Raw genomic sequence first — 25,598 nt, 5'->3', positions numbered from 1 at the left:
TAACTCTGGGCTCACCGTTGGAACTGTCCGCGTGACCACCGCAGTTACGTCTGCACGAGCATCATCACGATCCGGCATCGGCCGCGTCCTCAACTTGCGTCACCATGCGCACATCACATTGCATGACCGATGTAATCGTTTCCATGCGCAGCGCGGCGCCCTCGGAGTGTCGTGCGCCTGGAGGCACTTCGCCCCTTTTCCCAGCTTGGAACCGGCACGGCAATGGCAGGCATCAAGGACGTCGCGGCACGCGCCGGCGTCTCCGTCGCCACGGTCTCGCGCGTCCTCAACGACCACAGCGGGGTCCGCGAGGAGACCCGCGCCCGGGTGCTTACCGCCGTGTCCGAACTGAGCTACCGGCCCAACACCCTGGCCCGCTCGCTGCGCACCGACCAGACCCGCACCCTCGGTCTGGTCATCAGCGACGTGCTGAATCCTTTCTTCACCGAACTGGCCCGCGCGGTCGAGGACGCGGCACGCGGTCGTGGCTACAGCGTGATCATCGGCAACGCCGACGAGCAGCTGTCGCTGCAGGACCACCATGTGCGCACCCTGCTGGACCGCCGGATCGACGGGCTGCTCGTCTCCCCCGCGGACGGGGACTCCGTCGCGCTGCGCGAGGCCGCGCTGCTGGGCATCCCCATGGTCTTCGTCGACCGGTGGATCGAGGGCCTGGACATTCCGCTGGTGCGCGCCGACGGGCGACCCGCTGTTCGCGATCTCGTCGCTCATCTGTACGCCCTCGGACACCGCAGGCTGGCTATCATCACCGGGCCCGTGGCGAGCACCACCAGCAACGAGCGGGTCCGCGCGTTCCGCTCGGCGCTGCTCGAACACGGTCTGCCGCTGCCCGACGCCTACATCGGGCAGGGCGACTTCCAAACGGCGAGCGGCCGGCAGGCGGCGGAGCGGTTCTTCGCACTGCCCCAGCCGCCCGACGCGATCTTCGCGACGGACAACCTGATGGCGCTGGGCGTCATGGAGCAGCTGCGTACGCGCGGCCTGCGGGTGCCGCAGGACGTGTCGCTGGCCGCCTTCGACGACATCCCGTGGTTCCTGCACACCGACCCCCCGATCACCGCGATCGCCCAGCCCACCCAGGAGCTGGGACACCGCGCGGTCGCCGCACTGACCGACCTGGTGGAGGGCAGGAGCGCCGGTTCCGTCACGCTCTCCGCCCACCTCATAGCGCGCCGCTCCTGCGGCGAAGACGAAAGGACGCGTCGTTGACCACCCCAGACCCGCCCCCGGCACGGGAACTGCTGCGCACCGAAGGCATCCGTAAGACCTTCCCCGGCGTGGTCGCCCTCGACGGTGTCGACTTCGACCTGCGCACCGGCGAGGTGCACGTCCTGCTGGGCGAGAACGGCGCCGGCAAGAGCACCCTGATCAAGGTGCTCTCCGGCACCTACCGCCCGGACGGCGGGCGGGTGCTGCGCGAGGGCAAGACGGTGCGCATCGCCGACGCGGAGGCCGCGGAGAAGCTCGGCATCGCCACCATCCACCAGGAGTTCAACCTGGTGCCCCATCTGTCCATCGCGGAGAACATCTTCCTGGGCCGGCAGCCGCGCCGGCTGGGCCTGGTGGACCGCAAGAAGATGGAAGCCGACGCCAAGGTGCTGCTGGACCGGGTGGGTGTCACCGCACCCCCGCGCACCCCGGTCGGCAAGCTGGGCATCGCCGGGCGGCAGATGGTCGAGATCGCCAAGGCACTCAGCCTGCGCACCCGCGTCCTGATCATGGACGAGCCGACCGCCGTGCTCACCGCCGAGGAGGTGAACCGCCTCTTCGGCATCGTCCGCAAGCTGCGGGCCGAGGGCGTGGGCATCGTCTTCATCACCCACCACCTGGAGGAGATCCCCGCCATCGGCGACCGGGTCACCGTGCTGCGCGACGGCCGCAGTGTCGGCCAGGTCCCGGCCGACACCCCGCAGGAGGAGCTGGTGCGGCTGATGGTGGGCCGCAGCATCGAGCAGCAGTACCCGCGCCAGACCGCACGGGCGCAGCAGGAGGCCGCCTCGGCCGCGCCGCTGTTGCGGGTGACCGGGCTGCGCAGGCAGGGCGCCTTCGAGAACGTCAGCTTCGAGGTGCGCGCCGGCGAGGTCGTCGGCATCGCCGGGCTGGTCGGCGCGGGCCGTACCGAGGTGGTGCGGGCGGTCTTCGGCGCCGACGGCTACGACGCCGGCCGTGTCGAGGTGGGCGGCAAGCGGCTGCCCGCCCGCGACGTATGGGCCTCGCACGCGGCGGGGCTGGGCCTGGTCCCCGAGGACCGCAAGGGGCAGGGCCTGCTCCCGGACGCCTCGGTCTCGGAGAACCTGGGCCTGGTCACCCTGCGCGAGGCGAGCAGGGGCGGGCTGGTGGACCGCGCCGGGCAGCGCAAGGCGGCCTCCCGGATCGCCGACCGGCTCGGTGTGCGGATGGCCGGGCTCGACCAGCATGTGCGCACCCTCTCCGGCGGCAACCAGCAGAAGGTCGTGATCGGCAAGTGGCTGCTCGCCAACAGCCGCGTGCTGATCCTCGATGAACCCACCCGCGGTATCGACGTGGGCGCCAAGGTCGAGATCTACCAGCTCATCAACGAGCTGACGGCCTCCGGCCACGCGGTGCTGATGATCTCCAGCGACCTCCCCGAGGTGCTGGGCATGAGCGACCGGATCCTGGTGATGTCCCAGGGCCGGATCGCCGGTGAACTGACCGCGCGGGAAGCGACCCAGGACGCCGTCATGGCGCTGGCCGTCGGCACCTCCGCGCCAGGAACGAGCGAGATGGAGGATTCTCCCCGTGGCCATTGACACGCAGCAGCCGGGTCACCGCCTGGACAAGCGCCCCGGCGGCAGCGGGCCGCCGAACCGGGTACGCCGCATCCTGGAGGACAACGGCGCACTGACCGCGCTCGCCGTCCTGGTCATCGTGCTGTCGTTCTGGACCGACAACTTCTTCACCACGACGAACCTGCTGAACGTCGGCGTGCAGGCGGCCGTCACCGCGATCCTCGCGTTCGGCGTCACCTTCGCCATCGTCTCCGGCGGTATCGACCTGTCGGTCGGCTCGGTGGCCGCGTTCTCCGGGGTGATGCTCGGCTGGTTCACCACGACCCAGGGCATGCCGGCGTTCCTCGGCGTCATCCTGGCCATCCTCTCCGGCACCGCCTGCGGCCTGTTGAACGGTGTGCTGATCTCCTACGGCAAGCTGCCGCCGTTCATCGCGACCCTGGCGATGCTCTCGGCGGCGCGCGGCCTGGCGCAGGTCGTCTCCGAGGGCAACCCGGTCGTCCTGCCCGACTCGCTGTCCTGGATCGGCAAGACGATCGGTGAATGGCTGCCGGTCCCGGTGCTGGTGATGATCGCGATGGGTCTGCTGGCGGCGCTGGTGCTCAACCGCACCTACAGCGGCCGGTCGATGTACGCGATCGGCGGCAACGAGGAGGCCGCGCACCTGTCCGGCATCCGGGTCGGCCGGCAGAAGCTGGTGATCTACACCCTGGTGGGCACCTTCGCCGCCATCGCCGGAATCGTCCTGGCCTCCCGGCTCGCCTCGGCCCAGCCGACGGCCGCCGAAGGTTACGAACTGGACGCGATTGCCGCCGTCGTCATTGGTGGTGCCAGTTTGGCCGGAGGGGTGGGCAAGGCTTCCGGAACGCTGATCGGCGCGCTTATCCTCGCTGTTCTGCGCAATGGACTCAACCTTCTCGATGTTTCCGCTTTCTGGCAGCAGGTTGTCATTGGGGTAGTTATTGCGCTCGCCGTGCTCCTCGATACACTGCGTCGCCGCGCATGATCTTTGTGCGACGGGGGAGCTCGCGTAGTTCATCCATCTGCCGACTGCAAGGAATGCAGCAATGAGCAAGAGAACGAACACGTCTGTCGTCGTCGTGGCCACGGCAGTCGCACTGACGGCAACGGCCTGCGGGTCCGGTGACGATTCGAGCGGTGGCAAGGACAAGCCCAAGATCGGCTTCGCCATATCCGCGCTGAACCAGCCCTTCATGGTCCAGATGAAGAAGGGCGCCGAGGAGGAGGCCAAGGCACAGGGCGCGGAGCTGAGCGTCCAGAACGCCTCGGACGACGCCTCCCAGCAGGCCAACCAGGTACAGAACTTCACCTCGCAGCAGGTGAAGTCGATCATCATCAACCCGGTCGACTCCGACGCCGCGGCCCCCTCCGTCAAGGCCGCGAACAACGCCAACATCCCGGTGATCGCCGCCGACCGCAGCGTCAACAAGGCGGACGTCGAGACGACCGTCGCCTCGGACAACGTCGCGGGCGGCAAGAAGGCCGCCAAGGAGATCGCCGAGCAGCTCGACGGCAAGGGCGAGATCCTGATCCTGCAGGGCCAGACGGGCACCTCCGCCTCCCGCGAGCGGGGCAAGGGCTTCTCCGAGGGCCTCAAGAAGTACCCCGGCATCAAGGTCGTCGCCAAGCAGCCCGCGGACTTCCAGCGCACCAAGGGCCTGGACGTGACCACCAACGCCATGCAGTCGCACCCGGGGATCGACGCGGTCTTCGCGGAGAACGACGAGATGGCACTGGGTGCGATCAAGGCGCTCGGGTCCAAGGCGGGCAAGTCCGTCAAGATCGTCGGCTTCGACGGTACTCCGGACGCGATGAAGGCCGTCAAGAAGGGCACCATGAACGCGACCGTCGCCCAGCAGCCGGCCGAGCTCGGCAAGATGGCCGTCCGCAACGCCATGCGCGTCATCGACGGTTCCTCCATCGACAAGCAGATCAAGGTCCCGGTGGAGGTCGTCACCAAGAAGAACGTCGACCACTTCTCCTGACCGGAGAACCGGTTCTCCCGAGCGGGAGCCGGACGGACGACAGGCTGAACGGCCCGTCGCGGGCAGCCGTGCCCGCACGGGACGAGAAGGAGCACCCCGGATGCACGCATACGACCTGCTGGTCGTAGGTTCCGCCAACGCCGACCTGGTCATCGGTCTCGACCGCCGACCGGGCCCCGGCGAGACGGTGCTCGGGTCGGATCTGATGATCCACCCGGGTGGCAAGGGCGCGAACCAGGCGGCGGCAGCCGCCCGGCTCGGCGCCCGCACCACGCTGTTGGCGCGCGTCGGCGACGACGCGTACGGCCGAATGCTGGCCGAGGCCCAGCGGGATGCGGGCGCCGCGTTGGCGGGGCTCCTCGTGGGATCGACGGACACGCCCGGCACAGTGGGCAAGAGCGGCACCGACGGTGCCGCGGAGGGCAAGGACGCACCGACCGGCGTCGCCCTCATCACCGTGGACGCGGCCGGCGACAACAGCATCGTCGTCTCCCCCGGCGCCAACGCCCGGCTCACACCGGACGACGTGGCGGCGGCGCGCGAGCTGTTCGAGGCCGCTGCCGTCGTCTCCCTCCAGCTGGAGATCCCCCTGGAGACGGTCGCCGCGGCGGCACGGGCCGCCGCCGAGCACGGTGCCCGTCTGGTGCTCAACCCCTCGCCGCCCGCCCGCCTGCCCGAGGACGTACTGGCGCTGTGCGACCCGCTGGTCCTCAACGAGCACGAGGCCCGGCTCCTGCTGGACGACGGGCAGTCGCTGACCGCCGACCCCGAGGAGTGGGCCACCGCTCTCCTGGCGCTGGGCCCGCGCAGCGTCGTGGTCACCCTGGGAGCCGAGGGCGCGCTGGTGGCCGGGCCCGGAGTGGGCAGCGAGACGACGGACGGGATCGGCATGGTGCGGGTACCCAGTCCCCGGGTGCGGGCCGTGGACACCACCGGAGCGGGCGACGCCTTCACCGGCGCGCTCGGCTGGCGGCTGGGCCGCGGTGACCGGCTGGAGGACGCCGTGGGCTACGCCGTACGCGTCGGCGCCCTCGCCGTCACCCGCCCGGGCGCGCAGGAGTCCTACCCCGGCGCGGAGGAGATCGGCGCGGCCGACGCCCGGGAAGCCGACGCCGAGGAAGCCGACGCCCAGGAAAGAGCGGAATGAAGAAGACCGGCATACTCAACCGTCATCTCAGCGGCGCCCTGGCGCGGCTGGGGCACACGGACCTCGTCGTCGTCTGCGACATCGGTCTTCCCATCCCCGAGGGGCCGACCGTGGTCGACCTCGCCTTCCGCGCCTCGGTGCCCTCCTTCGCCGAAGTACTCACCGGCCTTCTGGAGGAGCTGGAGGTCGAAGGCGCCGTCGCCGCCGCGGAGGTGCGGCAGGCCAACCCGGAGTGCGGCGCACTGCTGGACAGTCACTTCCCCGGCCTCGAACTGGTGCCGCACGAGGAACTGAAGGCGCTGACCCGGCAGGCACGGCTGGTGGTGCGCACCGGTGAGGCCAGACCGTACGCCAACGTGGCGCTGCGCTGCGGAGTGCCGTTCTGAGTCGCCGGCACCGACTGCCGGGATGAAGCTTCACGAAGGGCCCGGTCCGCGGACCGGGCCCTTCGTATCCCCCCTCGGCCTCCCGCTTCTTCCCCCCAAGGGAGCGCCGATACCAGGTTCGACACACCACGGAGCGAAAGGGTTGCACCGCGCTGGGTGACTTTTTCGGCAGCCTGGCGTCCGCTTGGTGCGTACGGCCTCAAAGGACGTGCTGGAGATACCGCGCCGCGGTCTCCCGCAGCACCTCGGCACCGTCGCGCTCCCACAGCGCCGGGTTGAAGATCTCCACCTCGGCCGGGCCCCGGTAGCCGGCGGCATCCGTCCAGGTGCGGAAGGCCCGCAGGTCGATCGCGCCGTCCCCCAACTGCCCCCGGCCCAGCAGTACGCCCTCGGGCAGCGGGGTGACCCAGTCGGCGAGCTGGAGGATCGCGATACGGCCCTGCTCCCCCGCCCGTGCGATCTGCCGCGGCACCCGCTCGTCCCACCACAGGTGGTAGGAGTCCACCACCACCCCGACCTCGTCGGCGGGGAACCGCTCGGCCAGGTCGAGCGCCTGGCCGAGCGTGGAGACCACGCACCGGTCGGAGGCGTACATCGGGTGCAGCGGCTCGACGGCCATCCGTACGCCGCGTTCCCGTGCGTAGGGGGCGAGTTCGGCGAGCGCGTCGGCGACCCGCTCGCGGGCCGCCGCCAGATCCCGCTCGCCGTCCGGCAGTCCCCCCGAGACGAGCACCAGGAGGCCGGTGCCCAGTTCGGCGGCCTCGTCGAGCGCGGCCCGGTTGTCGTCCAGCGCGGCGCGGCGCGCCCCGGCCTCCCGCGCCGTGAAGAAGCCGCCCCGGCACAGCGAGGTGACGGCCAGCCCGTGCTGGCGCAGGAGCCGGGCCGCGGCGGCGGGCCCGTAGGCGCGCACCGGATCGCGCCACAGGCCAACCCCTCCGATGCCCAGTTCCGCCGCCTTGCCGGCCAGTTCGGGAAGGGACAGCTGGCGGACGGTCTCCTGGTTGATCGACAGCCTGGCAAGGCCCTGGCCCGGGTTCACTGGGCCACTCCGTGGACGGTCAGCAGCTGTTTCATCCGCTGCTCGGCGCGGTCCGGATCGGGGAAGAGGCCCAGCGAGTCGGCGAGTTGGTAGGCGCTTGCCAGATGCGGCAGGGAGCGGGCCGACTGCAGCCCGCCGACCATCGTGAAGTGCTGCTGGTACCCCGCCAGCCAGGCGAGCAGTACCACACCGGTCTTGTAGTAGCGGGTCGGCTGCTGGAAGAGGTGGCGCGCCAGTGGGACGGTGGGGTCGAGCGCGGCCCGGAACGCCGCGCCGTCCCCGGAGTCCAGCAGTCGTACGGCGTGTGCGGCCAGCGGGGCGAGCGGGTCGAAGACGCCCAGCAACGCGTCGCTGTGGCCCGCCTCGTCACCTTCGATCAGCTGCGGGTAGTGGAAGTCGTCACCGGTGTAGCAGCGCACCGTCGCCGGCAGCCGTCGGCGCAGTGCCACCTCGCGGTCGGCGTCGAGCAGCGAGACCTTCACCCCGTCGACCCGCTCGGGGTGCGCCGCGATGATGCGCAGGAATGTGTCGGTGGCCTCGTCCAGGTCGCTGCTGCCCCAATAGCCCTCCAGCGCCGGGTCGAACATGGGACCCAGCCAGTGGAGGACGACAGGACGGCTCGCCTGGCGCAGCAGCGTGCCGTAGACGCTCTCGTAGTCCTCGGGGCCGCGCGCGACAGCGGCCAGGGCGCGGGAGGCCATCACGATGGCCTGCGCGCCGGTGTCCTCGGTCAGCGTCAACTGCTCCTCGTACGCCGCCGTGACGGCGGCCAGGGCCCGCTCGGGCGCCCCGGCCGGGCGCTGTCCGAGCGGGCCGAGCTGATCGGTGCCCACACCGCAGGCCAGCAGCCCGCCGACCGCCTCGGCCTCGGCTGCCGAGCGCCGGATCAGCTCGGCAGCCCCTGCCCAGTCCAGGCCCATGCCGCGCTGTGCCGTGTCCATCGCCTCGGCCACGCCCAGCCCGTGCGCCCACAGATGGCGGCGGAAGGCGAGCGTGGCGTCCCAGTCGAGTGCCGCGGGGCCGTCGGGCGAGGTGTCGGCCAGCGGGTCGGCCACCACGTGCGCGGCGGCCAGGACCGTACGGGAGTCGAGCGGCAGCCCCGCACCGGTGCCGCCGCCGTGGTGGGCGCTCACGGCGTCGGAGGGCGTGCTGCGCGGCTCGTAGCCGCGGGTGCCCCCGGTGTCCGGGTCGGGCAGCCGGATCACAGCTCCAGCTCCGGAACCTCGCAGCGGCGGCCCTCGGCCGAGGAGATGAGTGCCAGTTCGGCCAGCTGCACCCCGCGCGCCCCGGCGAGCAGATCCCACGGGTAGGGCTCGGCGGCTTCCGGGCCGGATGTGTCCGGGGCGCAGACGTGGCGCAAGAACAGCTCCCACTGCGCCTTGAAGCCGTTGGTGTCCTCGTCGCCGTCGTTGTCGGGCACTTCCTGCCACTGTGCGCGGAAGCGCTCGGTGGCGGGCAGGTCCGGGTTCCACACCGGCTTCGGCGTACCGGCGCGATGCTGGTAGCGGCAGCCGCGCAGACCGGCGACGGCGGAGCCCTCGGTGCCGTCCACCTGGAACTCGACCAGTTCGTCCCGGTGCACCCGTACCGCCCAGGAGGAGTTGATCTGTGCGACGGCGCCGCCCTCCAGGGTGAAGATGCCGTAGGCGGCGTCGTCCGCCGTCGCCTCGTAGGGCTCGCCCCGCTCGTCCCAGCGGCGCGGGATGTGGGTGGTGGCGTGCGCCTGCACGGAGGTGACGCGGCCGAAGAGGTTGTGCAACACGTACTCCCAGTGCGGGAACATGTCGCTGACGATGCCGCCGCCGTCCTCCGCGCGGTAGTTCCAGGAGGGGCGTTGGGCGCTCTGCCGGTCGCCCTCGAACACCCAGTAGCCGAACTCGCCGCGCACCGACAGCACCCGGCCGAAGAAGCCGCTGTCGACCAGCCGGGCGAGCTTGCGCAGTCCGGGCAGGAAGAGCTTGTCCTGGACGACGCCGTGCTTGACGCCGGCCCGGGACGCCGCCCTCGCCAGCTCCAGGGCGCCGTCCAGCGAGGTGGCGGTGGGCTTTTCCGCGTAGATGTGCTTACCGGACGCGATGGCCTTCTTGAGGGCTTCCTGACGCGCCGAGGTGACCTGGGCGTCGAAGTAGATGTCGATGCTGTCGTCGGCCAGCACCGCGTCCAGGTCGGTGGAGACGGCTTGAGGATCCAGTCCGTACTCGTGTGCGAGGGCGCGCAGCGCGTGCTCCCTGCGGCCCACCAGGACGGGTTCGGGCCACAGCGTCTCGCCGCCGCCGAGGTCGATGCCGCCCTCCTCGCGCAGTGCGAGGACGGAGCGTACGAGGTGTTGGCGGTGTCCCATCCGGCCGGTGACGCCGTTCATGGCGATCCGGACTGTCCTGCGTGACACGTGGGCTCGTCTCCCTGCTGTCGGCGGTGGAGGGCGCGGTGGCAAGCGTGCGTGGTAAGCGTGTGACAAGTGCGCGTAGTAAGCGCTTACTAGCCACTCACGGTAGCCCCGGGGTACGGCACGGGCAAGGGACTTGGCGCACGGTAGGGCACCACTCGTCCGCGTGGGAACATGTCCTCGAAGCCCTCGACCGGGACGAGGCGGAGGAACGGATGGCAGTGACCCTGGCGGATGTCGCGGCACGCGCGGGCGTCTCGTCGGCGACCGTCTCCCGCGTGCTGAGCGGCAACTACCCCGTCGCGGGCGCCACCAGAAGCCGCGTACTGCGCGCGGTGGACGAGCTGGAGTACGTCGTCAACGGCCCCGCCAGCTCACTGGCCGCCGCCAGCTCGGACCTGCTGGGCATCCTCGTCAACGACATCGCCGACCCGTTCTTCGGCATCATCGCCGGTGCCGTCCAGGGCGAACTGGAGGGCCGGACGGACGGGCCCGGCCCGCGCAAACTCGCCGTGGTGTGCAACACCGGCGGTTCACCCGAACGGGAGCTCACCTATCTGACGCTGCTGCAGCGCCAGCGTGCCGCGGCGATCGTACTGACCGGTGGCGCGGTGGAGGACCCGCAGCACAGCGCCGCCCTGACCACCCGGCTGCGGCGGCTGGCCGCGGGCGGCACCCGGATCGTGCTGTGCGGCAGACCGCCGCTGGACGAACCGGCGGCCGCCACCGGGACCGGCGCACGGCAGCCCGGCCCACCGCCGTCCGGACCGGAGCTGTCCGGCCCACCGCCGTCCGGGCCGGTGTCCTCGGCGAAGCCGCGCTCGGCGGCAGGCGACCGGGGTCCGCTGAGCGCCGCGCACGACGGCACCCGAGGCGGCGTTCTCACGGTCGCGTTCGACAACTACGGCGGGGCCCGCGAGCTGACCGAACACCTGCTGGCACTGGGCCACCGGCACATCGGCTATGTCGCGGGCCCCGCCGAGCGCACCACCACCAGGCACCGGCTGGAGGGTCACCGTGCCGCACTGGCGGCGCACGGTGGAGTCACCGCCGACCGGGCCGAGCAGCTGACCGTCCACGGCGGCGGCTACGACCGCTCCTGCGGCTACCAGGGCGCCCGCGAACTGCTGCGCAGGGCGCCCGGGACGACCGCCGTGCTGGCCGCCAACGACACCGTCGCACTCGGCGTGTGCGCGGCGCTGCGCGAGATGGGTCTGCGCGTCCCGCAGGACGTGTCGGTCGCCGGCTTCGACGACCTGCCCTTCAGCGTCGACACCTCCCCCGCGCTGACCACCGTCCGCCTGCCGCTGCAGGAGGCGGGTGCCCGCGCCGGACAGCTCGCGCTGGGAACGCTGGCGCCCCCGCCGAGCGGCATCGTGACCGTACGCCACGAACTGCGGCTCCGCGCCTCCACCGCCCCGCCGCGCACCGGGGGTTGAGGCGTCGGCCGGTCGCCGGTCGGATGTGCCGGGCAGCACCGGCGCGGTACGGCCGACACGTCCTTTGGGAACCTTGCCGGAGGGCGGGGCATCTGGTCGGGTGAGCGCATGCGACTCGCGTTCTCCACTCTCGGCATCCCCGGTGTGCCCGTCCCCGAAGTGCTCAGCCTGGCCGACCGCTCGGGCTTCCACGGGGTGGAACTGCGTGCCCACCCCGAGGAACCCGTGCACCCGGGGCTCGGCCGGGACGAGCGGCAGCAGGTGGTGCGGCAGTTCGCCGAGTCCGGCATCCGGCTGCTGTGCGTGGCCGGGTATCCGCGTATGGCCGACAGCGGCGACGACGCGCCCGTACTCGACGAAGTGCGCGCCCTGGTGGAGCTGGCACACGACCTGGGCGCGCCGTACGTCCGGGTCTTCCCCGGAGGCGGCCCCGACCGCGCAACGGGCGACGCGACGGCCGTACGACGGCTGCGGCAGGCCGCCGCGATCGCCGCCGGTCTGGGTGTGCGGGTGCTGCTGGAGACGCACGACTCGCACAGCACGGGCGCCGACGCGGCCAGGGTCCTGGACGCGGTGGACCATCCGGGCGCCGGCGCGCTGTGGGACGTGATGCACACCTGGCGCGGTGGCGAGGAGCCCGAAGAGACGTACCGGCTGCTGGGCCCGCACCTGGGCTATGTGCAGGTGAAGGACATCGCCTCCCGTCAGGACACGACGCCGCTGCCACCCGGCGAGGGGGTGCTGCCGCTCGCCGACGTCGCGGAGCTGCTCACCCGCGCCGCGGACGCCCGGACGCCCGCCCCCGGGGAGGGGACGGGCGTCGAGTGGCTGTGCTGGGAGTACGAGAAGCGCTGGTACCCCCAGGTGAGTGAGCTGCCCGAGCTGCTGCCGCGAGTACGCGAGCATCTGCTGGGGCTGCTGGCCGACGCCGCCTGAGCGACGCGGCGCGGCTCGGACGGCCGGGCGGAGGTGCCCGGCCGATCCGGCGTCAGGGACGCAGCTCCAGCGTGTCCTTCCGCGGCTTGTCCAGCTTCTTGTCGTACGCCGTCAGCCGCTTGGGCTTCTTGTCCGGGTCGACCTTCAGACCCGCGAACTCCAGCACCATGCGGGTCGCCGCCGCCCGGTCGTCCTCCTTGAGCGTGGCGATCTTCGCGCCGTGGTCCTGCCCGGGCGCCCAGTAGACGGCGGTGTCCTCGGTGTGCCTGCCGGGACGGAACGGCTCGGCGCCCCAGGGGTCGTTCTCGCCGTAGACGAAGAGCATCTGCGAGGAGCGGTGGCGCACCCAGCGGTCGATGTCACGCATCGCCCTGTCGTGCTTGTTGAACGCCATCGGGATGCTGCGCGGCACATAGGTGCGGGGCACGTTCAGGCCCGGGTACTTGCGCACGTCGTCCAGCAGAGGCTCTTCGTAGTCCGGGGACCCCATCTGGGTGCCCGCCTGGTAGTAGTACGGGACGTACGGGGTGATGCCCTGGTCGGTGCCGGCGGACCAGCCGCCGATCTCGTCGGCCCACTTGTAGAGCGTGTCGGTGGAGGCGTCGGTGGCGGGCACCTGGTCGCACTCGCTCTCCAGGTTGTACTGCCAGTAGGCCCACACGAGGTCCTGTGCGACCAGTTCGAACGCCTTGTCGGCGCTGCCGGCCAGCTTGAAGGTGTAGTCGTTCTTCTTCGCCCACGCCTTGATCCGCTGGACCATCTCGCCGCGCCGCTCGAAGATCTCGTGCTGCACGCCGTTCAGCCGGTCGCGGCACTCCTTGGAGCCCACGTTCCGGAAGAACTTGTAGTAGGCCGAGTCCTCGTCGTTGCGCACGTCGTTGGGGGCGACGTAGGGGACGGTGCCGTCCATGTCGTGCGGGTAGTAGCGGCGGTAGTAGGTCGCCGTCATGCCGCCCTTGCTGCCGCCGGTCGCGATCCAGTTCTTGCTGTAGATCTTCTTGAGCGCCTTGTAGATGCGGTGCTGGTCGCTCGCCGCCTGCCAGATGGTGAGCTTGGACCAGTCCGCGGGCTGCGGGCGGGAGGGGGTGAAGAAGCGGTACTCCATGGAGACCTGGTTGCCGTCCGTCAGCTGCGTCGGCTCACTGCGGCTGGGGTTGGTGTTGAGGTTGTAGCCGCTGGTGAAGAACACCGTGGGACGGTCGGTGTCCTTGTGCAGGATGGAGATGCGCTGCTTGAACGTGCCCTTGCCGGGGTGCCGATGGTCCACCGGCTGTTCGTAGTTGAGCAGGAAGAAGCGGTATCCGTCGACGGGCTTCTCCTCGATGAGGCTCATCCCGGGCACCGCGAGGATGCGGTCCTTGATGTCCGTGTCGGCCGCCGTCCCGGCCGTGGTGGCGGCCCCCGCGGTGGCGCTGCCGACGCTGAAGGTGCCTATGAGCACCACCAAAGACAGCAGCCATCTGAGCGTTTTACGCATTCACCCTCCCCTTACTTCGCCAAAAGTCGTCGAGAACCTATCTGCGTCCGACCGGCTCCGCCAGACCCCCTCAGCGACCAGGTGTACGGAATACGGGAGCGCGCGCACCGCTCAGCGGTGCCGGAAGGGCTGTCCGCGCCCGGGGTTACGCTGCCGACATGACTGATCCCGCGACCTCGCCGACACCCGCTCCGCTGGCCACGGGTCCACGCGGGATGCGGTTGCTGTCCTTCCACCGCGAACCGGAGGAGACCCGCTTCCCGGACGCGCCCGTCGGCTATGTGCTGCTGGCCGTCCGGCACGGGGGCAGACTGCTGATGGTGCATGTGCGCAGCCGCGCCTGCTGGGAGCTGCCCGGCGGCGGCATCGAGGAGGGCGAGAGTCCGCGTGCGGCGGCGGCACGCGAACTGCGCGAGGAGACCTGCCAATCGGTCGAGCCGGCCGCCCTGCGCTTCGCCGGTTTCGCCCGCACCGCGCTGGGGCCCGAGCAGCGCGTCCTCTACGGCGCCGTCTACACCGGGGAACTGACACGGGTGCTCCCCTTCACCGCGACCGACGAGATCTCCGATATCCACTGGCGCACGGGGCAGGAGCCGTTGCCCTACGGCGAGGTGCAGACGGTGGACGAATATGTGGTCGGCCTCTGCGGCACCTGAGGCGTACCGTCGGCGTATGCCGAGACCACAGGGATTCGCCTACGAGCAGCACGACGCGACGGCGGCCGTGGTCATCACCCACCACGGCCGCCCGGTCACCACCCTGCGCGGTCCGCGCGCCGACCGCTTCCTCCAGGAGGTCCGCGCCGGTGACGCCCAGTTGGTGATGGCCCGCTGGACGGGCAACTACAAGCGCGGCAACGAGCGTGCCGCCCGGGCCCATCCGCGCAACCGCGGCGCCCGCTGAGCCCGCCCGTGCGGCGCCGCCCGGTCCGCCTCACACGCGGGACGGGCTCGCGGGTGTCCTCTCCCCCGTGAACGTCCGCCACAGCTGCGCGTAGCGCCCGTTTCGCGCCACCAGTTCCTCGTGCGTGCCGTCCTCGACGACCCTTCCGTGGTCGAGCACGACCACCCGGTCGGCACGCGCGGCAGTCGTCAGCCGGTGCGCCACCACCAAAGTGGTGCGCGAACCGGCCAGTCGGTCCGTCGCCTGGTTGACCAGCGACTCGGTCGCCAGATCCAGCGCCGCAGTCGCCTCGTCCAGCAGCAGGATCGCCGGATCCACCAGCTCCGCCCGGGCCAGCGCGATCAACTGCCGCTGCCCGGCGGACAGATTGCGGCCCCGCTCGTCCACCTCGTGCAGATAGCCGCCCGACAGGGAGGCGATCATGTCGTGCGCGCCGACCGCCCGGGCCGCCGCCTCCACCTCGGCGTCGGTGGCGTCCATACGGCCGTAGGCGATGGCGTCCCGGACGGTGCCCGGGAAGAGGTACGGCTCCTGGGGGACGACTCCGAGCCGGTGCCGGTAGCCGGTCAGATCGATCTCGCGCAGATCCTGACCGTCGACCAGGACGGCGCCCCGGCTCGGGTCGTAGAACCGCGCGACAAGCTTGACCAGCGTGGACTTGCCCGCCCCGGTCTCCCCCACGAAGGCGACGGTCTGACCGGCCGGGATGGTCAGCCCGACGCCCGAGAGCGCGGCCTCGTCCCCCTGGGTGCCTTCCGGGTCGGCGGTGGCGTAGCGGAAGTGCACGTCCCGGAACTCGACCCGGCCGTCCACCGCCGTCAACTCCCGCGGCGAAGCGGCCTGCGGCGTGCTGCTCTTCTCGTGCAGCAGCTCCTGGATACGGCGCAGCGAGACGGCCGCCTGCTGGTAGCCGTCGAAGACCTGCGAGAGCTGCTGCACCGGGGCGAAGAACAGCTCGATGTAGAGCAGATAGGCCACCAGCGCGCCCGCCGTCAGTGTGCCGTTCTCGATCCGTCCGGCGCCGACGACGAGCACGGCGGCGGTCGCCACGGAGGCGAGGAGCTGCACGAAGGGGAAGTAGACGGATATCAGCCACTGGCCGCGCACCCGCGCCCGGCGGTAGCCGTCGCTGCGCCGCTCGAACTGCTCGGCGCCGCGCTCCTCACCGCGGAACGCCTGCACCATGCGCAGCCCGGCGACCGACTCCTGCAGGTCCGCGTTGACCACGCTCACCCGCTCGCGGGCCAGTTCGTACGCCTTGACGCTCTGCCTGCGGAAGAAGACCGTGCCGATGACCAGCAGCGGCAGCGTCGCGAAGACGACCAGCGCCAGCTCGACGTCGAGGACGAGCAGCGCGCCCAGGATGCCCAGGAAGGTGAAGAGCGAGACGACAGCGGTGACCAGGCCGGTCTGCAGGAACGTCGACAGCGCGTCCACGTCGGTGGTCATACGGGTCATCACGGCGCCCGCTTGGTGCCGTTCGTAGTAGTCGAGCCCCAACCGCTGCAACTGCGCGAAGATCTTCACCCGCAGGGCGTACAGCACGCGCTCTCCGGTGCGCCCGGTCAGCAGCAGCGAGCCGATCTGCGCGCCCCACTGGGCGATGACCACGGCCAGTGCCAGCCCGGAGGCGACCCAGACAGCGCTCAGCGCGCCCTTCTCCACCCCGTCGTCGATGCCGTGCCGGATCAGTACGGGCAGCATCAGCCCGAACCCGGCGTCCAGCGCGGCGAAGACGAGAGCGACCAGCAGCGCCTTGCCGAAGCCGCGCAGCAGTCGGCGGAGTCCGTAGTTGTCCTCCCGCTGTTCGGCACGCTCCTCGTCCACGTCCGGGGTGTCGTCGGCGGGTGGCAGCGCGGCCACTCTGGCGAGCAGTTCCGGGCTGCCGGGCAGGCCCGCCAGTTCGGCACCGAAGGCACCGGGCCGTCCGGCCTGTGCCGCGGCGGTACCGGTGAGGCCTCCCTGATCGGCACCGTCGGCCTCCGGCTCCTGCTCGCGCACCCACAGCTCGGGCGTCACCCCGTCGACGGTGTCGTGCGCGTCGTGCACCGCCATCCCCGCCGGGTCGCGCTCCACATCGCCGAGCTCGTCCGGGTCGGTCAGCAGCCGGCGGTAGAGCGCGCAGCGCTCGGTCAGCTCCTCGTGGGTGCCGATGTCGGCCAGCCGCCCGCCCTCCAGCACCGCGATGCGGTCGGCCAGCGCCAGGGTGGATTGCCGGTGGGCGATCAGCAGCGTCGTACGGCCCGCCATCACCTCACGCAGCGCCTCGTGGATCTCGTGTTCCACCCGGGCGTCCACGGCCGAGGTGGCGTCGTCCAGCAGCAGCAGACGCGGGTCCGTCAGCAGGGCGCGGGCGAGCGCTATGCGCTGACGCTGACCGCCGGAGAGGGTCAGCCCCTGCTCGCCGACGGCGGTCTCGTAGCCGTCGGGCAGCTCCTGGATGAAGCGGTCGGCCTGCGCGGCCCGGGCGGCGGCGCGGATCTCCTCGTCGGTCGCGTCGGGGGCACCGTAGGCGATGTTCTCCCGGATGGAGGAGGAGAACAGGAAGGGGTTCTCGGGGACGAGGCCGATGGCGGAGCGCAGCGAGTCCAGCGTCAGCTCGCGCACGTCCTGGCCGCCCACGCGCACCGCTCCGCCCGTCACGTCGTAGTAGCGCGGCAGCAGCATGGAGACGGTGGATTTGCCGCTGCCGCTGGCGCCCACCAGGGCGACCGTCTCACCGGGCTCGATGCGCAGGCTGAAGCCGTCCAGCACCGGGTTGTCCGGCGCGTAGCCGAAGGTGACGTCCTCGAACTCGACGGAAGCGTCGGCGGACTTCGGCAGGGCGCGTGCGTAGGGGCTCTCGGCCATCTGCGGCTCGGTGTCGATCAGGTCGTAGACCCGCTCGACGCCTGCCCGTGCCTGCTGTCCGACGGTGAGCATCATGGCGAGCATCCGGACGGGGCCCACCAGCTGCGCCAGATAGGTGGAGAACGCGACGAAGGTGCCCAGCGTGATCTGGCCGCGGGTGGCCATCCAGCCGCCCAGCGCCAGCATGGCGACCTGGCCGAGAGAGGGCACCATCTGAAGGGCCGGGGTGTAGCGCGCGTTGAGGCGTACGGTGCGCAGCCGGCCGGCGAACAGCTTCCGGCTGATGTCCCGGAGCTTGCCGGTCTCCTGTGCCTCCTGACCGAACCCCTTGACCACCCGGACGCCGGTGACCGATCCGTCCACCACGGAGGCGACCGCACCGGCCTGCTGCTGCGCGTACCAGGTCGCGGGGAAGAGGCGCTTGCGGCTGAGGTTGGCCACCCACCACAGCAGCGGGAAGACGGCCACCGACACCAGCGTCAGCAGCGGTGACAGGACGAGCATCACGACCAGCGCCACCAGGAACAGCAGCACGTTGCCGATCATCATCGGCAGCATGAACAGCAGGCTCTGCACCAGCTGCAGATCGCTGGTGCCGCGTCCGACGACCTGCCCGGTGGACAGCTCGTCCTGGCTGCGCCCGTCCAGCCGCACGATCGAGCGGTACATCTCGGTCCGCAGGTCGTGCTGGACGTCCAGGGCGAGCCGCCCGCCGTAGTAGCGGCGGGCGTAGGTCAGTACGTAGATGACGACGGCGGCGGCGAGCAGCAGCCCGATCCACGTCCACAGGCTGCCCTGGCCGCCGACCACCACCTCATCGATGATGATCTTGGTCAGCAGCGGGACCATCGCCATGACGGCCATGCCGCCGAGCGAGGCGCCCAGCGCGAGCACGACCGCACGCCTGTACCGCCAGCAGTACCCGGCAAGCCGCCTGGCCCAGCCCGGCGTACTCGCACTCTCCTCCGTCACGACGTCCCCAGTCCCTTCGTGTTGGGCCTTGCCCCGGCTCCCCTGCGGAAAGCCCAACATCGAAGGAGCGGATTTTCATTCCGGAGCGCCAGGGTCGAGGCGAGGGAGTGAGGGGTGAGGGGAGGAGGAGGGTGAGGATGAGGGTGACCGAAGGCGGCCCGGTGAGCCCTTGGCTCTTCCGAGGCCGCCCCGGCCACCGACGGCGCGTCCCTGGGTGCGTGCGGGCCGGCACCCCCCACGAGGCCAGCTCCGCGACCGCTCCGCGCCGTCTTCCCGCGGGATCGCTTGTGCAGTCTGTCGAGAACTTCCACGGAATGCACATCGACCGATCAAATTTAGTAACGTCCCGTATTAAACCAGTGGCAGTCAGTGACTGAGCGGACGATTTGCCGGGGTTCGTCAAGCCCACCCCGACCTGCACCGTTCGTCATGCCGTACACGGGTGGCGGCACCGAGGTGCACGGCGGACCGCCCGGGCCCGGACGAGGAGCGGAAGGACCCGGTCCCCAACACGGCCGGAACCCACTCATCCGGGCGCCCGCTCAGCCCCGGGCCGCCGCGATCTGCCGGGTCATCAGCGTCGTCAGCTCGTATGCCGTATGCGAGGCGGCAACAGAAGTGATCTCCGCGTGGTCGTAAGCGGGCGCGACCTCCACCAGATCGGCGGAGACCAGATGGCAGTCGGACAGACCGCGCAGAATCTCCAGCAGCTCCCGCGAGGTGAGTCCACCCGCCTCGGGAGTGCCGGTCCCGGGGGCGTGCGCGGGGTCGAGCACATCGATGTCCACCGACACATACAGCGGGCGGGACCCGATGCGCTGCCGCAACTGGTCGGTCACCTCGTCCACCCCCCGCCGCATCACATCGGCGGCGGTGACGATGCCGAAACCCATCTTGGCGTCGTCGTCCAGGTCTCGCTTCCCGTACAGCGGCCCCCTGGTGCCCACGTGGGAGAGCGCCGAGGTGTCCAGCAGCCCCTCCTCGACCGCGCGCCGGAAGGGGGTGCCGTGCGTGTAGGCGGCACCGAAGTAGGTGTCCCAGGTGTCCAGGTGCGCGTCGAAGTGCAGCAGTGCGACGGGGCCGTGCTTGCGGGCCATCGCGCGCAGCAGCGGCAGTGCGATGGTGTGGTCACCACCGAGCGTCATCAGCCGGGACCCGGTCTCCAGCAGGGACCCGGCCGCCTCCTGGACCGTCTCGACCGCCTCGTCGATGTCGAACGGGTTGACGGCGATGTCCCCGGCGTCGGCGACCTGGGCCAGTGCGAAGGGAGCGGCGTCCTGTGCCGGGTTGTAGGGCCGCAGCAACCGCGAGGCCTCACGGATGGCGTTGCCGCCGAAGCGGGCACCGGGACGGTAGGAGACGCCGGTGTCGAACGGGACACCCACCACGGCGACGTCCGCGCGGCCGCCCGTCTCGTCGATCCGCGGCAGCCGCGCGAAGGTCGCGGGGCCCGCGTAGCGGGGCACCCGGGAGGAGTCGACGGGGCCGCGGGGCGTCGGAACGCTGTCGGAGGGATGTATTTCGCTGCTGGTCATACCGTCGAGCGTAGGCGGAACGATGCCGTCCGCCGTTGGACGGTCCGCAGGAGCGTACGCCGCCTTTTGGACACTCCGTCCATCGAGTGTCCGTACGAGCCACAATGGCTACATGTCACAGCCTCTCTTGCCCGTGTCACTGCCCCTGCCGCTCCCGGAAGCGCCCTCCCGTGACGAACTCGCCGGCCACCTGGTGCGCACCCGGATCGCGGGGGACGTCGCCACGCCGCGGGAGAACAACCTGTCCCACTACCGCAAGCTCGCCAACGGCGACCGCCACTACTGGCTCGGCCTGGAGCTGGGCGAGCGCTGGGCGGACGAGCAGGACGTGCTCGCGGTGATGGCCGAGCGCTGCGGGGTCAACGACGACCCGGACTACCGCACCGGCCAGGACACCATCGACCCGGAGCTGACCTTGGCCGCGCTCGACCGCGCCGCCGCCGAGCTGCGCAAGGCGGCCGAAGGACGCAGCCGGGTGCTGTTCGCCACCGGCCACCCGGGGGCACTGCTGGACATGCACGGCACCCTGGCCACCGCGCTGCGCGCGGCGGGGTGCGACATCGTGCGCACCCCGCTGAACGTCTTCGCGGACGAAGGCGTCATCGTGCAGTTCCAGGGGGTCGCCGTCTACGAGCGGGGCGCCTCCCTGTGGCACACGCACTCCCCCGAGCCCATGGCGGGCGTGCTGCACGGGCTGGAGCAGGCCGGGGAGCCGCTGCCCGACCTGGTGGTGGCCGACCACGGCTGGGCGGGCCGCGCCGCGCAGCACGGACTGACCACCGTCGGTTTCGCCGACTGCAACGACCCCGCGCTCTTCCTGGGCGAGGCGGAGGGCACGCTGGAGGTCACCGTGCCCCTGGACGACCATGTGGTCGACCCCCGCTTCTACGAGCCGATGACGGCCTATCTGCTGGCCGCCGCCGGACTGGCCGGCTGATCGACCTCCCCGCGCGGAACCCGGACTACGCCCTCCTGGATGACGGAGACGACCAGCCGTCCGTCCCGGGTGAAGATCCGCCCCTTGGCGAGCCCCCTGCCGCCCTGCGCCGTGGGTGACTCCTGGTCGTAGAGCAGCCATTCGTCCGCACGGAACGGACGGTGGAACCACATGGCGTGATCCAGGCTGGCCCCCACCACGTCGCCGACCGCCCAGCCGCCCCTGCCGTGCGCGAGCAGCACGGAGTCCAGCAGCGTCATGTCCGAGACATACGTCGCCAGACAGATGTGCAGCATCGGGTCGTCCAGCTCGCCGTCCAGCTTCCCGTTGGTGCGGAACCACACCTGCGAGCGCGGCTCGCTCGGCCTGCCCACCCTGCCGAACGGCGGCTCCTCGACGTAGCGCAGATCCACCGCGGCCCGCGCCCGCAGCAGCCGCTCGGGCACCTGCGGGTCGGTGAACAGCTCCCGGTAGCGCGGAACGATCTCCTCCGCGGTCGGCAGCGTCTCCGGGTCGGGTGCCTGGGGCATCGGCTCCTGGTGCTCCATCCCCTCCTCGTGCGCCTGGAAGGAGGCGGACAGATGGAAGATCGGCTGCCCGTGCTGCACGGCCACCACCCGGCGGGTGGTGAAGGAGCGCCCGTCGCGTATCCGGTCCACCGTGTAGACGATGTGCGCCCCCGGGTCGCCCGAGCGCAGGAAGTACGCGTGCAGGGAGTGCGGCAGCCGTCCGGCCGGGACGGTGCGGCAGGCGGCGACCAGTGCCTGGGCCGCGACCTGGCCGCCGAAGACGCGGGGGACGACGGCGGGGCGGCTGCTGCCGCGGAAGATGTCCTGCTCGACCCGCTCCAGGTCGAGCAGTTCGAGCAGGGACGTCAGTTCTTGGCTCATGTAGATGATTCTGCCGAGGGGGGCTGCGCGGCGGTCGTGCCGCTCACAGACCCATGGACTTCGCGATGATGGAGCGCATGACCTCGCTGGTACCGCCGTAGATGCGCGAGACACGGGTGTCGGCGTACAGATTGGCGATCGGGTACTCCAGCATGTAGCCGTAACCGCCGTGCAGCTGCAGGCACTTGTCGATGACCCGGGCGGCGAGCTCGGTGGTGAACAGCTTGGCCGACGCGGCGTCCGCGGGCGTCAGCTCGCCGGCGTCCAGCGCCTCCAGCGCGCGGTCCACCACGGCCTGCATCGCGTCCACGTCGGACTTGCAGTCGGCGAGCACGAACTTGGTGTTCTGGAAGGAGGCGACCTCCTTGCCGAAGACCGTGCGCTCCTTCACGTACTGATGGGCGAAGCGCACGGCCGCCGCCGACATCGCGTAGGCGCCCAGGGCGATGCCCAGCCGCTCCTGCGGCAGGTTGTGGGTGAGGTAGGAGAACGCCTTGCCCTCCTCGCCCAGCAGGTCCTCGACGGGCACCTTGACGTCGGTGAAGGACAGCTCGGCGGTGTCGGAGGTGCGCAGCCCGAGCTTGTCGAGCTTGCGGCCGACCGCGTAGCCCTCGCTGTTGGCGTCCACGACGAGGATGGAGATGCCGCCGCGCCGGTCCTCGGGGGTCGGAGGGGCGGTACGGGCGCAGACCAGCACCCGGTCGGCCTGGACGCCGCCGGTGATGAAGGTCTTGGCGCCGTTGAGGATGTAGTGGGTGCCGTCCTCGGAGAGCTTGGCGGTGGTCTTCATCCCGGCCAGGTCGGAGCCGGTGCCCGGCTCGGTCATGGCGATGGCGGTCATCATCTCGCCGGAGACGAAGGCGGGCAGCCAGCGCTTCTTCTGCTCCTCGTCGGCGTACTTGAGCAGGTAGGGGAGGCACAGCGCGGTGTGCACGCTGGAGCCGCCGAAGCTGACGCCCGCGCGGGCGCACTCCTCGGTGATCACGGCGTTGTACTTGAAGCTGGTCTCCCCGGCGCCGCCGTACTCCTCGGGGACCTCGATACCGAAGACGCCCAGTTCGCCGAGCTTCTTGTAGAACTCCTTGGGTACGTAGCCCTGCTCCGCCCACTGCGGGTAATGGGGCACGACCTCCGCCGCGATGAACTCGCGGATCGTCTGGCGGAACGCTTCGTGGTCCTCGTTGAACACCGTGCGGCGCACAGCACGCCTCCTCGTCGGGGTGGCAGTCTCGACCATGGCTAAGCGCTTGCTCAGTCCATGGGAGTCAAAGCTACCGAGCAGTCACGTCAACTGTCCAGGGCAGCCCGTGGGCACTGGACCGCACACCCGCACGCCCGTACGCCCCTTCGTCACTCGGCGCGCTCCCGGGGTGCCGCCGCCGAGAAGGCGCCGCGCGCCAGGCGGTGCAGCAGCGCGGCCGTCGTCTCCCGGTCGGGCAGCGCCGAGGGACCGCTCAGATGCGGGGTCGAGTTCAGCAGCCCGAAGACGGTGTGCACCGAGACCCGGGCCTCCAGCTCGGTCAGATCCGGATACATCGCACGGACCGCGGCGACCCACAGCTCGACATACTGCCGCTGCAGCTTGCGGACCTGCTTGCGGTCGGCCTCCCGCAACCGGTCCAGCTCGCGGTCGTGCAGCGTGATCAACTCGCGGTCGTTCAGCGCGAAGTCGATATGCCCTTCGATCAGCGCGTCCAGCGCCGCCTCCGGCGCCAGGCCGGCCTCCGCCGACTCCTCGGCTCTGCGCCGCCCCCCTTCGTAGAGCCGCTGGCTGATCCCGACCAGCAACTCGGCCAGCATCGCGTCCTTGCCCGCGAAGTGGCGGTAGAGGCCGGGGCCGCTGATACCGACGGCGGCTCCTATCTCGTCGACACCCACCCCGTGGAAACCGCGCTCGGCGAAGAGCCGTGCGGCCTCCCGCAGGATCTGCTCCCGTCGGCCGGGTGCGGCCGTGCCTGCCGTCTTCGTGCTCATGCTGACCATTCTAGACAGCCGCGTTAGTGAGCGTTAACCTGGAAGCAGCGAGTTAACGATGGCTAACCGATGACGGGGTCGGCGACCGCCGACGCGGCGACCGTCCCGGGCGACCGCCGGGTTTGGCTCGCGGTGCGCAGCGCCGGACGTGCGGTGGCGTGGCGCGGTGAAAGTGGTGGTGTCGTGCGAGCGAGGGGGCCGGCGGATGAACGAGCGAGCAGTGCGGGACGTGAGCGGGCACGGACCCGCGGCGCCACGCCTGGTGAGCGCCCTGGACCCGGGATCCGAGGCCGCCGCGGAGAACCGCAGGGCCCACCGCGAGCTGGCCGGGCAGCTCCGCGAGAAGCTGGCCCGCGCCCGGCTGGGCGGCGGAGCCCGCGCCCGCGAGCGGCACACGGCGCGCGGCAAGCTGCTGCCCCGCGAGCGGGTGGACGCCCTGCTGGATCCCGGCTCCCCCTTCCTGGAGCTCTCCCCGCTGGCGGCGGACGGGATGTACGGCGACGCGGCACCGGCCGCCGGAGTGATCGCGGGCATCGGCCGGGTCGCCGGCCGCGAGGTGGTGATCGTCGCCAACGACGCCACGGTCAAGGGCGGCACCTACTACCCCATGACGATCAAGAAGCATCTGCGCGCCCAGGAGGTCGCGCTGGAGAACCGGCTGCCGTGCCTGTATCTGGTCGACTCGGGCGGCGCTTTCCTGCCGATGCAGGACGAGGTCTTCCCCGACCGCGAGCACTTCGGCCGCATCTTCTACAACCAGGCCCGGATGTCGGCCTCCGGCGTCCCGCAGATCGCCGCCGTCCTCGGCTCCTGCACGGCAGGCGGGGCCTACGTCCCGGCGATGAGCGACGAGGCGGTGATCGTGCGTGAGCAGGGCACCATCTTCCTGGGCGGCCCGCCGCTGGTGAAGGCGGCGACCGGTGAGGTCGTCACCGCCGAGGAGCTCGGCGGCGGTGAGACGCACGCCCGGATCTCGGGCGTCACCGACCACCTGGCCGAGGACGACGCGCACGCGCTGCGCATCGTCCGCCATATCGTCGCCACCCTGCCCGCACCGCCCGCCGCCTCCGCCCTGCCCTGGGCCGTGCGGCCGGCGGAGGAACCGGCCCTGGACCCGGCCGGACTCTACGACGCGGTGCCCGTCGACTCCCGCACGCCCTACGAGGTGCGCGAGGTCATCGCCCGGCTGGTGGACGGCTCCCGCTTCCAGGAGTTCAAGGCGGAGTACGGCACCACGCTGGTCACCGGCTTCGCCCATGTCCACGGCCACCCGGTCGGCGTGGTGGCCAACAACGGCATCCTCTTCTCCGAGTCGGCCCAAAAGGGCGCCCACTTCATCGAGCTGTGCGACCAGCGCGGCATCCCGCTGCTCTTCCTGCAGAACATCTCCGGCTTCATGGTCGGCAAGGACTACGAGGCGGGCGGCATCGCCAAGCACGGCGCCAAGATGGTCACCGCCGTGGCCTGCGCCCGGGTCCCCAAGCTGACGGTGGTGATCGGGGGCTCCTACGGGGCCGGCAACTACTCGATGTGCGGCCGGGCCTACAGCCCGCGCTTCCTGTGGATGTGGCCGAACGCCAAGATCTCCGTCATGGGCGGCGAACAGGCCGCCTCGGTGCTCTCCACCGTCAAGCGCGACCAGTTGGAGGCGCGCGGCGAGGAGTGGAGCGCCGAGGAGGAAGAGGAGTTCCGCGCCCCTGTCCGCGCACAGTACGAGACCCAGGGCAACGCCTACTACGCCACCGCCCGGCTGTGGGACGACGGCGTCATCGACCCCCTGGAGACCCGCCAGGTGCTGGGGCTGGCGCTGACCGCGTGCGCCAACGCCCCGCTGCCGCACCGCGATCCGGAGGCGCCCCGCTTCGGCGTCTTCCGGATGTGAGGGGGCCGGACATGACGCAGCCGAACGCCGGCGACGGGGCCGGGAGCGACGGGGCCGCAAGGGCGAGG

Annotated in this window: 19 protein-coding genes and 1 pseudogene; 11 read left to right on the top strand and 9 right to left on the bottom strand. The window is 71.1% G+C overall.

Translation table 11 applies throughout. The annotated features are described in order from the left end of the window. Positions 1 to 222: 222 nt before the first annotated feature. The 5 genes and pseudogenes from JW613_RS22720 (at position 223) to rbsD (ending at position 6,310) form a co-directional block, all read left to right on the top strand. Positions 223 to 1,230, top strand: a complete 1,008-nt coding sequence (locus JW613_RS22720; protein WP_099881141.1) for a LacI family DNA-binding transcriptional regulator — start codon at positions 223 to 225, stop codon at positions 1,228 to 1,230. Then, entirely contained in the window at positions 1,227 to 2,792 is a 1,566-nt protein-coding gene (locus tag JW613_RS22715; RefSeq protein WP_209212745.1) for a sugar ABC transporter ATP-binding protein, read from the top strand. Before JW613_RS22720 ends, JW613_RS22715 begins: the two co-directional genes overlap by 4 nt. Next, positions 2,782 to 4,777 (top strand): annotated as a pseudogene (locus tag JW613_RS35960) (ABC transporter permease/substrate-binding protein). The gene JW613_RS22715 and the pseudogene JW613_RS35960 overlap by 11 nt, the downstream one beginning before the upstream one ends. A gap of 100 nt (positions 4,778 to 4,877) precedes the next feature. Next, on the top strand, positions 4,878 to 5,924 hold the full coding sequence (locus JW613_RS22700) for a ribokinase (protein WP_209212743.1): 1,047 nt from the start codon (positions 4,878 to 4,880) through the stop codon (positions 5,922 to 5,924). Continuing rightward, positions 5,921 to 6,310 (top strand): D-ribose pyranase, encoded by a 390-nt coding sequence (gene rbsD / locus JW613_RS22695; protein ID WP_099881148.1) that lies wholly within the window; start codon positions 5,921 to 5,923, stop codon positions 6,308 to 6,310. The genes JW613_RS22700 and rbsD overlap by 4 nt, the downstream gene beginning before the upstream one ends. Before the next feature lie 199 nt (positions 6,311 to 6,509). Here rbsD and JW613_RS22690 read toward each other — a convergent pair whose 3' ends face one another. From JW613_RS22690 to JW613_RS22680, 3 genes are read right to left on the bottom strand one after another with little or no spacing between them, the layout of a single operon-like run. Continuing rightward, positions 6,510 to 7,349, bottom strand: coding sequence for a sugar phosphate isomerase/epimerase family protein (locus JW613_RS22690; RefSeq protein WP_209212741.1), 840 nt, complete (start codon positions 7,347 to 7,349; stop codon positions 6,510 to 6,512). Then, complete coding sequence (locus JW613_RS22685) at positions 7,346 to 8,554, bottom strand: dihydrodipicolinate synthase family protein (protein WP_209212739.1); 1,209 nt, start codon at positions 8,552 to 8,554, stop codon at positions 7,346 to 7,348. Before JW613_RS22685 ends, JW613_RS22690 begins: the two co-directional genes overlap by 4 nt. Beyond that, positions 8,551 to 9,738, bottom strand: coding sequence for a Gfo/Idh/MocA family protein (locus JW613_RS22680; protein WP_209212737.1), 1,188 nt, complete (start codon positions 9,736 to 9,738; stop codon positions 8,551 to 8,553). Before JW613_RS22680 ends, JW613_RS22685 begins: the two co-directional genes overlap by 4 nt. Positions 9,739 to 9,950: 212 nt before the next feature. Here JW613_RS22680 and JW613_RS22675 point away from each other — a divergent pair, with 212 nt between their 5' ends. Further along, the gene (locus JW613_RS22675; protein WP_209212736.1) at positions 9,951 to 11,174 is read left to right on the top strand and encodes a LacI family DNA-binding transcriptional regulator; all 1,224 of its coding nucleotides are present in this window, start codon (positions 9,951 to 9,953) and stop codon (positions 11,172 to 11,174) included. Positions 11,175 to 11,282: 108 nt separating this feature from the next. Continuing rightward, positions 11,283 to 12,110, top strand: coding sequence for a sugar phosphate isomerase/epimerase family protein (locus JW613_RS22670; RefSeq protein WP_209212735.1), 828 nt, complete (start codon positions 11,283 to 11,285; stop codon positions 12,108 to 12,110). Between the two features lie 52 nt (positions 12,111 to 12,162). Here JW613_RS22670 and JW613_RS22665 read toward each other — a convergent pair whose 3' ends face one another. Beyond that, positions 12,163 to 13,587, bottom strand: a complete 1,425-nt coding sequence (locus JW613_RS22665) for a S28 family serine protease (protein WP_209212733.1) — start codon at positions 13,585 to 13,587, stop codon at positions 12,163 to 12,165. 158 nt (positions 13,588 to 13,745) lie between these two features. Here JW613_RS22665 and JW613_RS22660 point away from each other — a divergent pair, with 158 nt between their 5' ends. Together JW613_RS22660 and JW613_RS22655 are read left to right on the top strand one after the other, a co-directional pair. Beyond that, positions 13,746 to 14,243, top strand: coding sequence for an NUDIX hydrolase (locus JW613_RS22660; protein ID WP_209212731.1), 498 nt, complete (start codon positions 13,746 to 13,748; stop codon positions 14,241 to 14,243). 16 nt (positions 14,244 to 14,259) lie between these two features. After that, positions 14,260 to 14,490 carry a hypothetical protein gene (locus JW613_RS22655; RefSeq protein ID WP_209212730.1) on the top strand — a complete coding sequence of 77 codons (231 nt, stop codon included), beginning with the start codon at positions 14,260 to 14,262 and terminating at the stop codon, positions 14,488 to 14,490. Between the two features lie 30 nt (positions 14,491 to 14,520). On the opposite strand, the gene JW613_RS22650 is transcribed toward JW613_RS22655, so the two are convergent. Beyond that, on the bottom strand, positions 14,521 to 18,372 hold the full coding sequence (locus tag JW613_RS22650; protein ID WP_372447983.1) for an ABC transporter ATP-binding protein: 3,852 nt from the start codon (positions 18,370 to 18,372) through the stop codon (positions 14,521 to 14,523). 482 nt (positions 18,373 to 18,854) lie between these two features. Continuing rightward, positions 18,855 to 19,847: an agmatinase gene (speB, locus tag JW613_RS22645; RefSeq protein WP_209212727.1), complete on the bottom strand. Its 993-nt coding sequence runs from the start codon at positions 19,845 to 19,847 to the stop codon at positions 18,855 to 18,857. A 112-nt stretch (positions 19,848 to 19,959) separates the two neighbouring features. On the opposite strand from speB, the gene JW613_RS22640 reads away from it, so the two are divergent. Continuing rightward, positions 19,960 to 20,784 carry a phosphatase gene (locus tag JW613_RS22640; RefSeq protein WP_245226125.1) on the top strand — a complete coding sequence of 275 codons (825 nt, stop codon included), beginning with the start codon at positions 19,960 to 19,962 and terminating at the stop codon, positions 20,782 to 20,784. On the opposite strand, the gene tesB is transcribed toward JW613_RS22640, so the two are convergent. From tesB to JW613_RS22625, 3 genes are all read right to left on the bottom strand, one after another. Beyond that, positions 20,751 to 21,674, bottom strand: a complete 924-nt coding sequence (gene tesB / locus JW613_RS22635; RefSeq protein ID WP_209212726.1) for an acyl-CoA thioesterase II — start codon at positions 21,672 to 21,674, stop codon at positions 20,751 to 20,753. The genes JW613_RS22640 and tesB overlap by 34 nt on opposite strands. 43 nt (positions 21,675 to 21,717) lie before the next feature. After that, positions 21,718 to 22,875: an acyl-CoA dehydrogenase family protein gene (locus JW613_RS22630; protein WP_209212724.1), complete on the bottom strand. Its 1,158-nt coding sequence runs from the start codon at positions 22,873 to 22,875 to the stop codon at positions 21,718 to 21,720. Between the two features lie 149 nt (positions 22,876 to 23,024). Beyond that, entirely contained in the window at positions 23,025 to 23,648 is a 624-nt protein-coding gene (locus JW613_RS22625; RefSeq protein WP_372447982.1) for an SACE_7040 family transcriptional regulator, read from the bottom strand. 205 nt (positions 23,649 to 23,853) lie between these two features. Here JW613_RS22625 and JW613_RS22620 point away from each other — a divergent pair, with 205 nt between their 5' ends. Then, positions 23,854 to 25,530: a carboxyl transferase domain-containing protein gene (locus JW613_RS22620; RefSeq protein WP_209212720.1), complete on the top strand. Its 1,677-nt coding sequence runs from the start codon at positions 23,854 to 23,856 to the stop codon at positions 25,528 to 25,530. The last annotated feature ends 68 nt before the right edge of the window (positions 25,531 to 25,598 follow it).

The organism is Streptomyces smyrnaeus, assembly GCF_017676345.1.
Classification (GTDB): Bacteria; Actinomycetota; Actinomycetes; order Streptomycetales; family Streptomycetaceae; genus Streptomyces; species Streptomyces smyrnaeus.
Note: the sequence above shows the minus strand (reverse complement) of the source record. Positions and strands in the feature narration are given on the sequence as shown.

What these genes read in the sequence shown, in the direction of transcription:
- speB (WP_209212727.1), bottom strand. Translation starts at nt 19,847, where the DNA reads ATGACCAGCAGCGAAATACATCCCTCCGACAGCGTTCCGACGCCCCGC.
- JW613_RS22650 (WP_372447983.1), bottom strand. Translation starts at nt 18,372, where the DNA reads ATGTTGGGCTTTCCGCAGGGGAGCCGGGGCAAGGCCCAACACGAAGGG.
- JW613_RS22625 (WP_372447982.1), bottom strand. Translation starts at nt 23,648, where the DNA reads ATGAGCACGAAGACGGCAGGCACGGCCGCACCCGGCCGACGGGAGCAG.
- tesB (WP_209212726.1), bottom strand. Translation starts at nt 21,674, where the DNA reads ATGAGCCAAGAACTGACGTCCCTGCTCGAACTGCTCGACCTGGAGCGG.
- JW613_RS22640 (WP_245226125.1), top strand. Translation starts at nt 19,960, where the DNA reads ATGTCACAGCCTCTCTTGCCCGTGTCACTGCCCCTGCCGCTCCCGGAA.
- JW613_RS22670 (WP_209212735.1), top strand. Translation starts at nt 11,283, where the DNA reads ATGCGACTCGCGTTCTCCACTCTCGGCATCCCCGGTGTGCCCGTCCCC.
- JW613_RS22700 (WP_209212743.1), top strand. Translation starts at nt 4,878, where the DNA reads ATGCACGCATACGACCTGCTGGTCGTAGGTTCCGCCAACGCCGACCTG.
- JW613_RS22720 (WP_099881141.1), top strand. Translation starts at nt 223, where the DNA reads ATGGCAGGCATCAAGGACGTCGCGGCACGCGCCGGCGTCTCCGTCGCC.
- JW613_RS22675 (WP_209212736.1), top strand. Translation starts at nt 9,951, where the DNA reads ATGGCAGTGACCCTGGCGGATGTCGCGGCACGCGCGGGCGTCTCGTCG.
- JW613_RS22660 (WP_209212731.1), top strand. Translation starts at nt 13,746, where the DNA reads ATGACTGATCCCGCGACCTCGCCGACACCCGCTCCGCTGGCCACGGGT.
- JW613_RS22665 (WP_209212733.1), bottom strand. Translation starts at nt 13,587, where the DNA reads ATGCGTAAAACGCTCAGATGGCTGCTGTCTTTGGTGGTGCTCATAGGC.
- JW613_RS22620 (WP_209212720.1), top strand. Translation starts at nt 23,854, where the DNA reads ATGAACGAGCGAGCAGTGCGGGACGTGAGCGGGCACGGACCCGCGGCG.
- rbsD (WP_099881148.1), top strand. Translation starts at nt 5,921, where the DNA reads ATGAAGAAGACCGGCATACTCAACCGTCATCTCAGCGGCGCCCTGGCG.
- JW613_RS22655 (WP_209212730.1), top strand. Translation starts at nt 14,260, where the DNA reads ATGCCGAGACCACAGGGATTCGCCTACGAGCAGCACGACGCGACGGCG.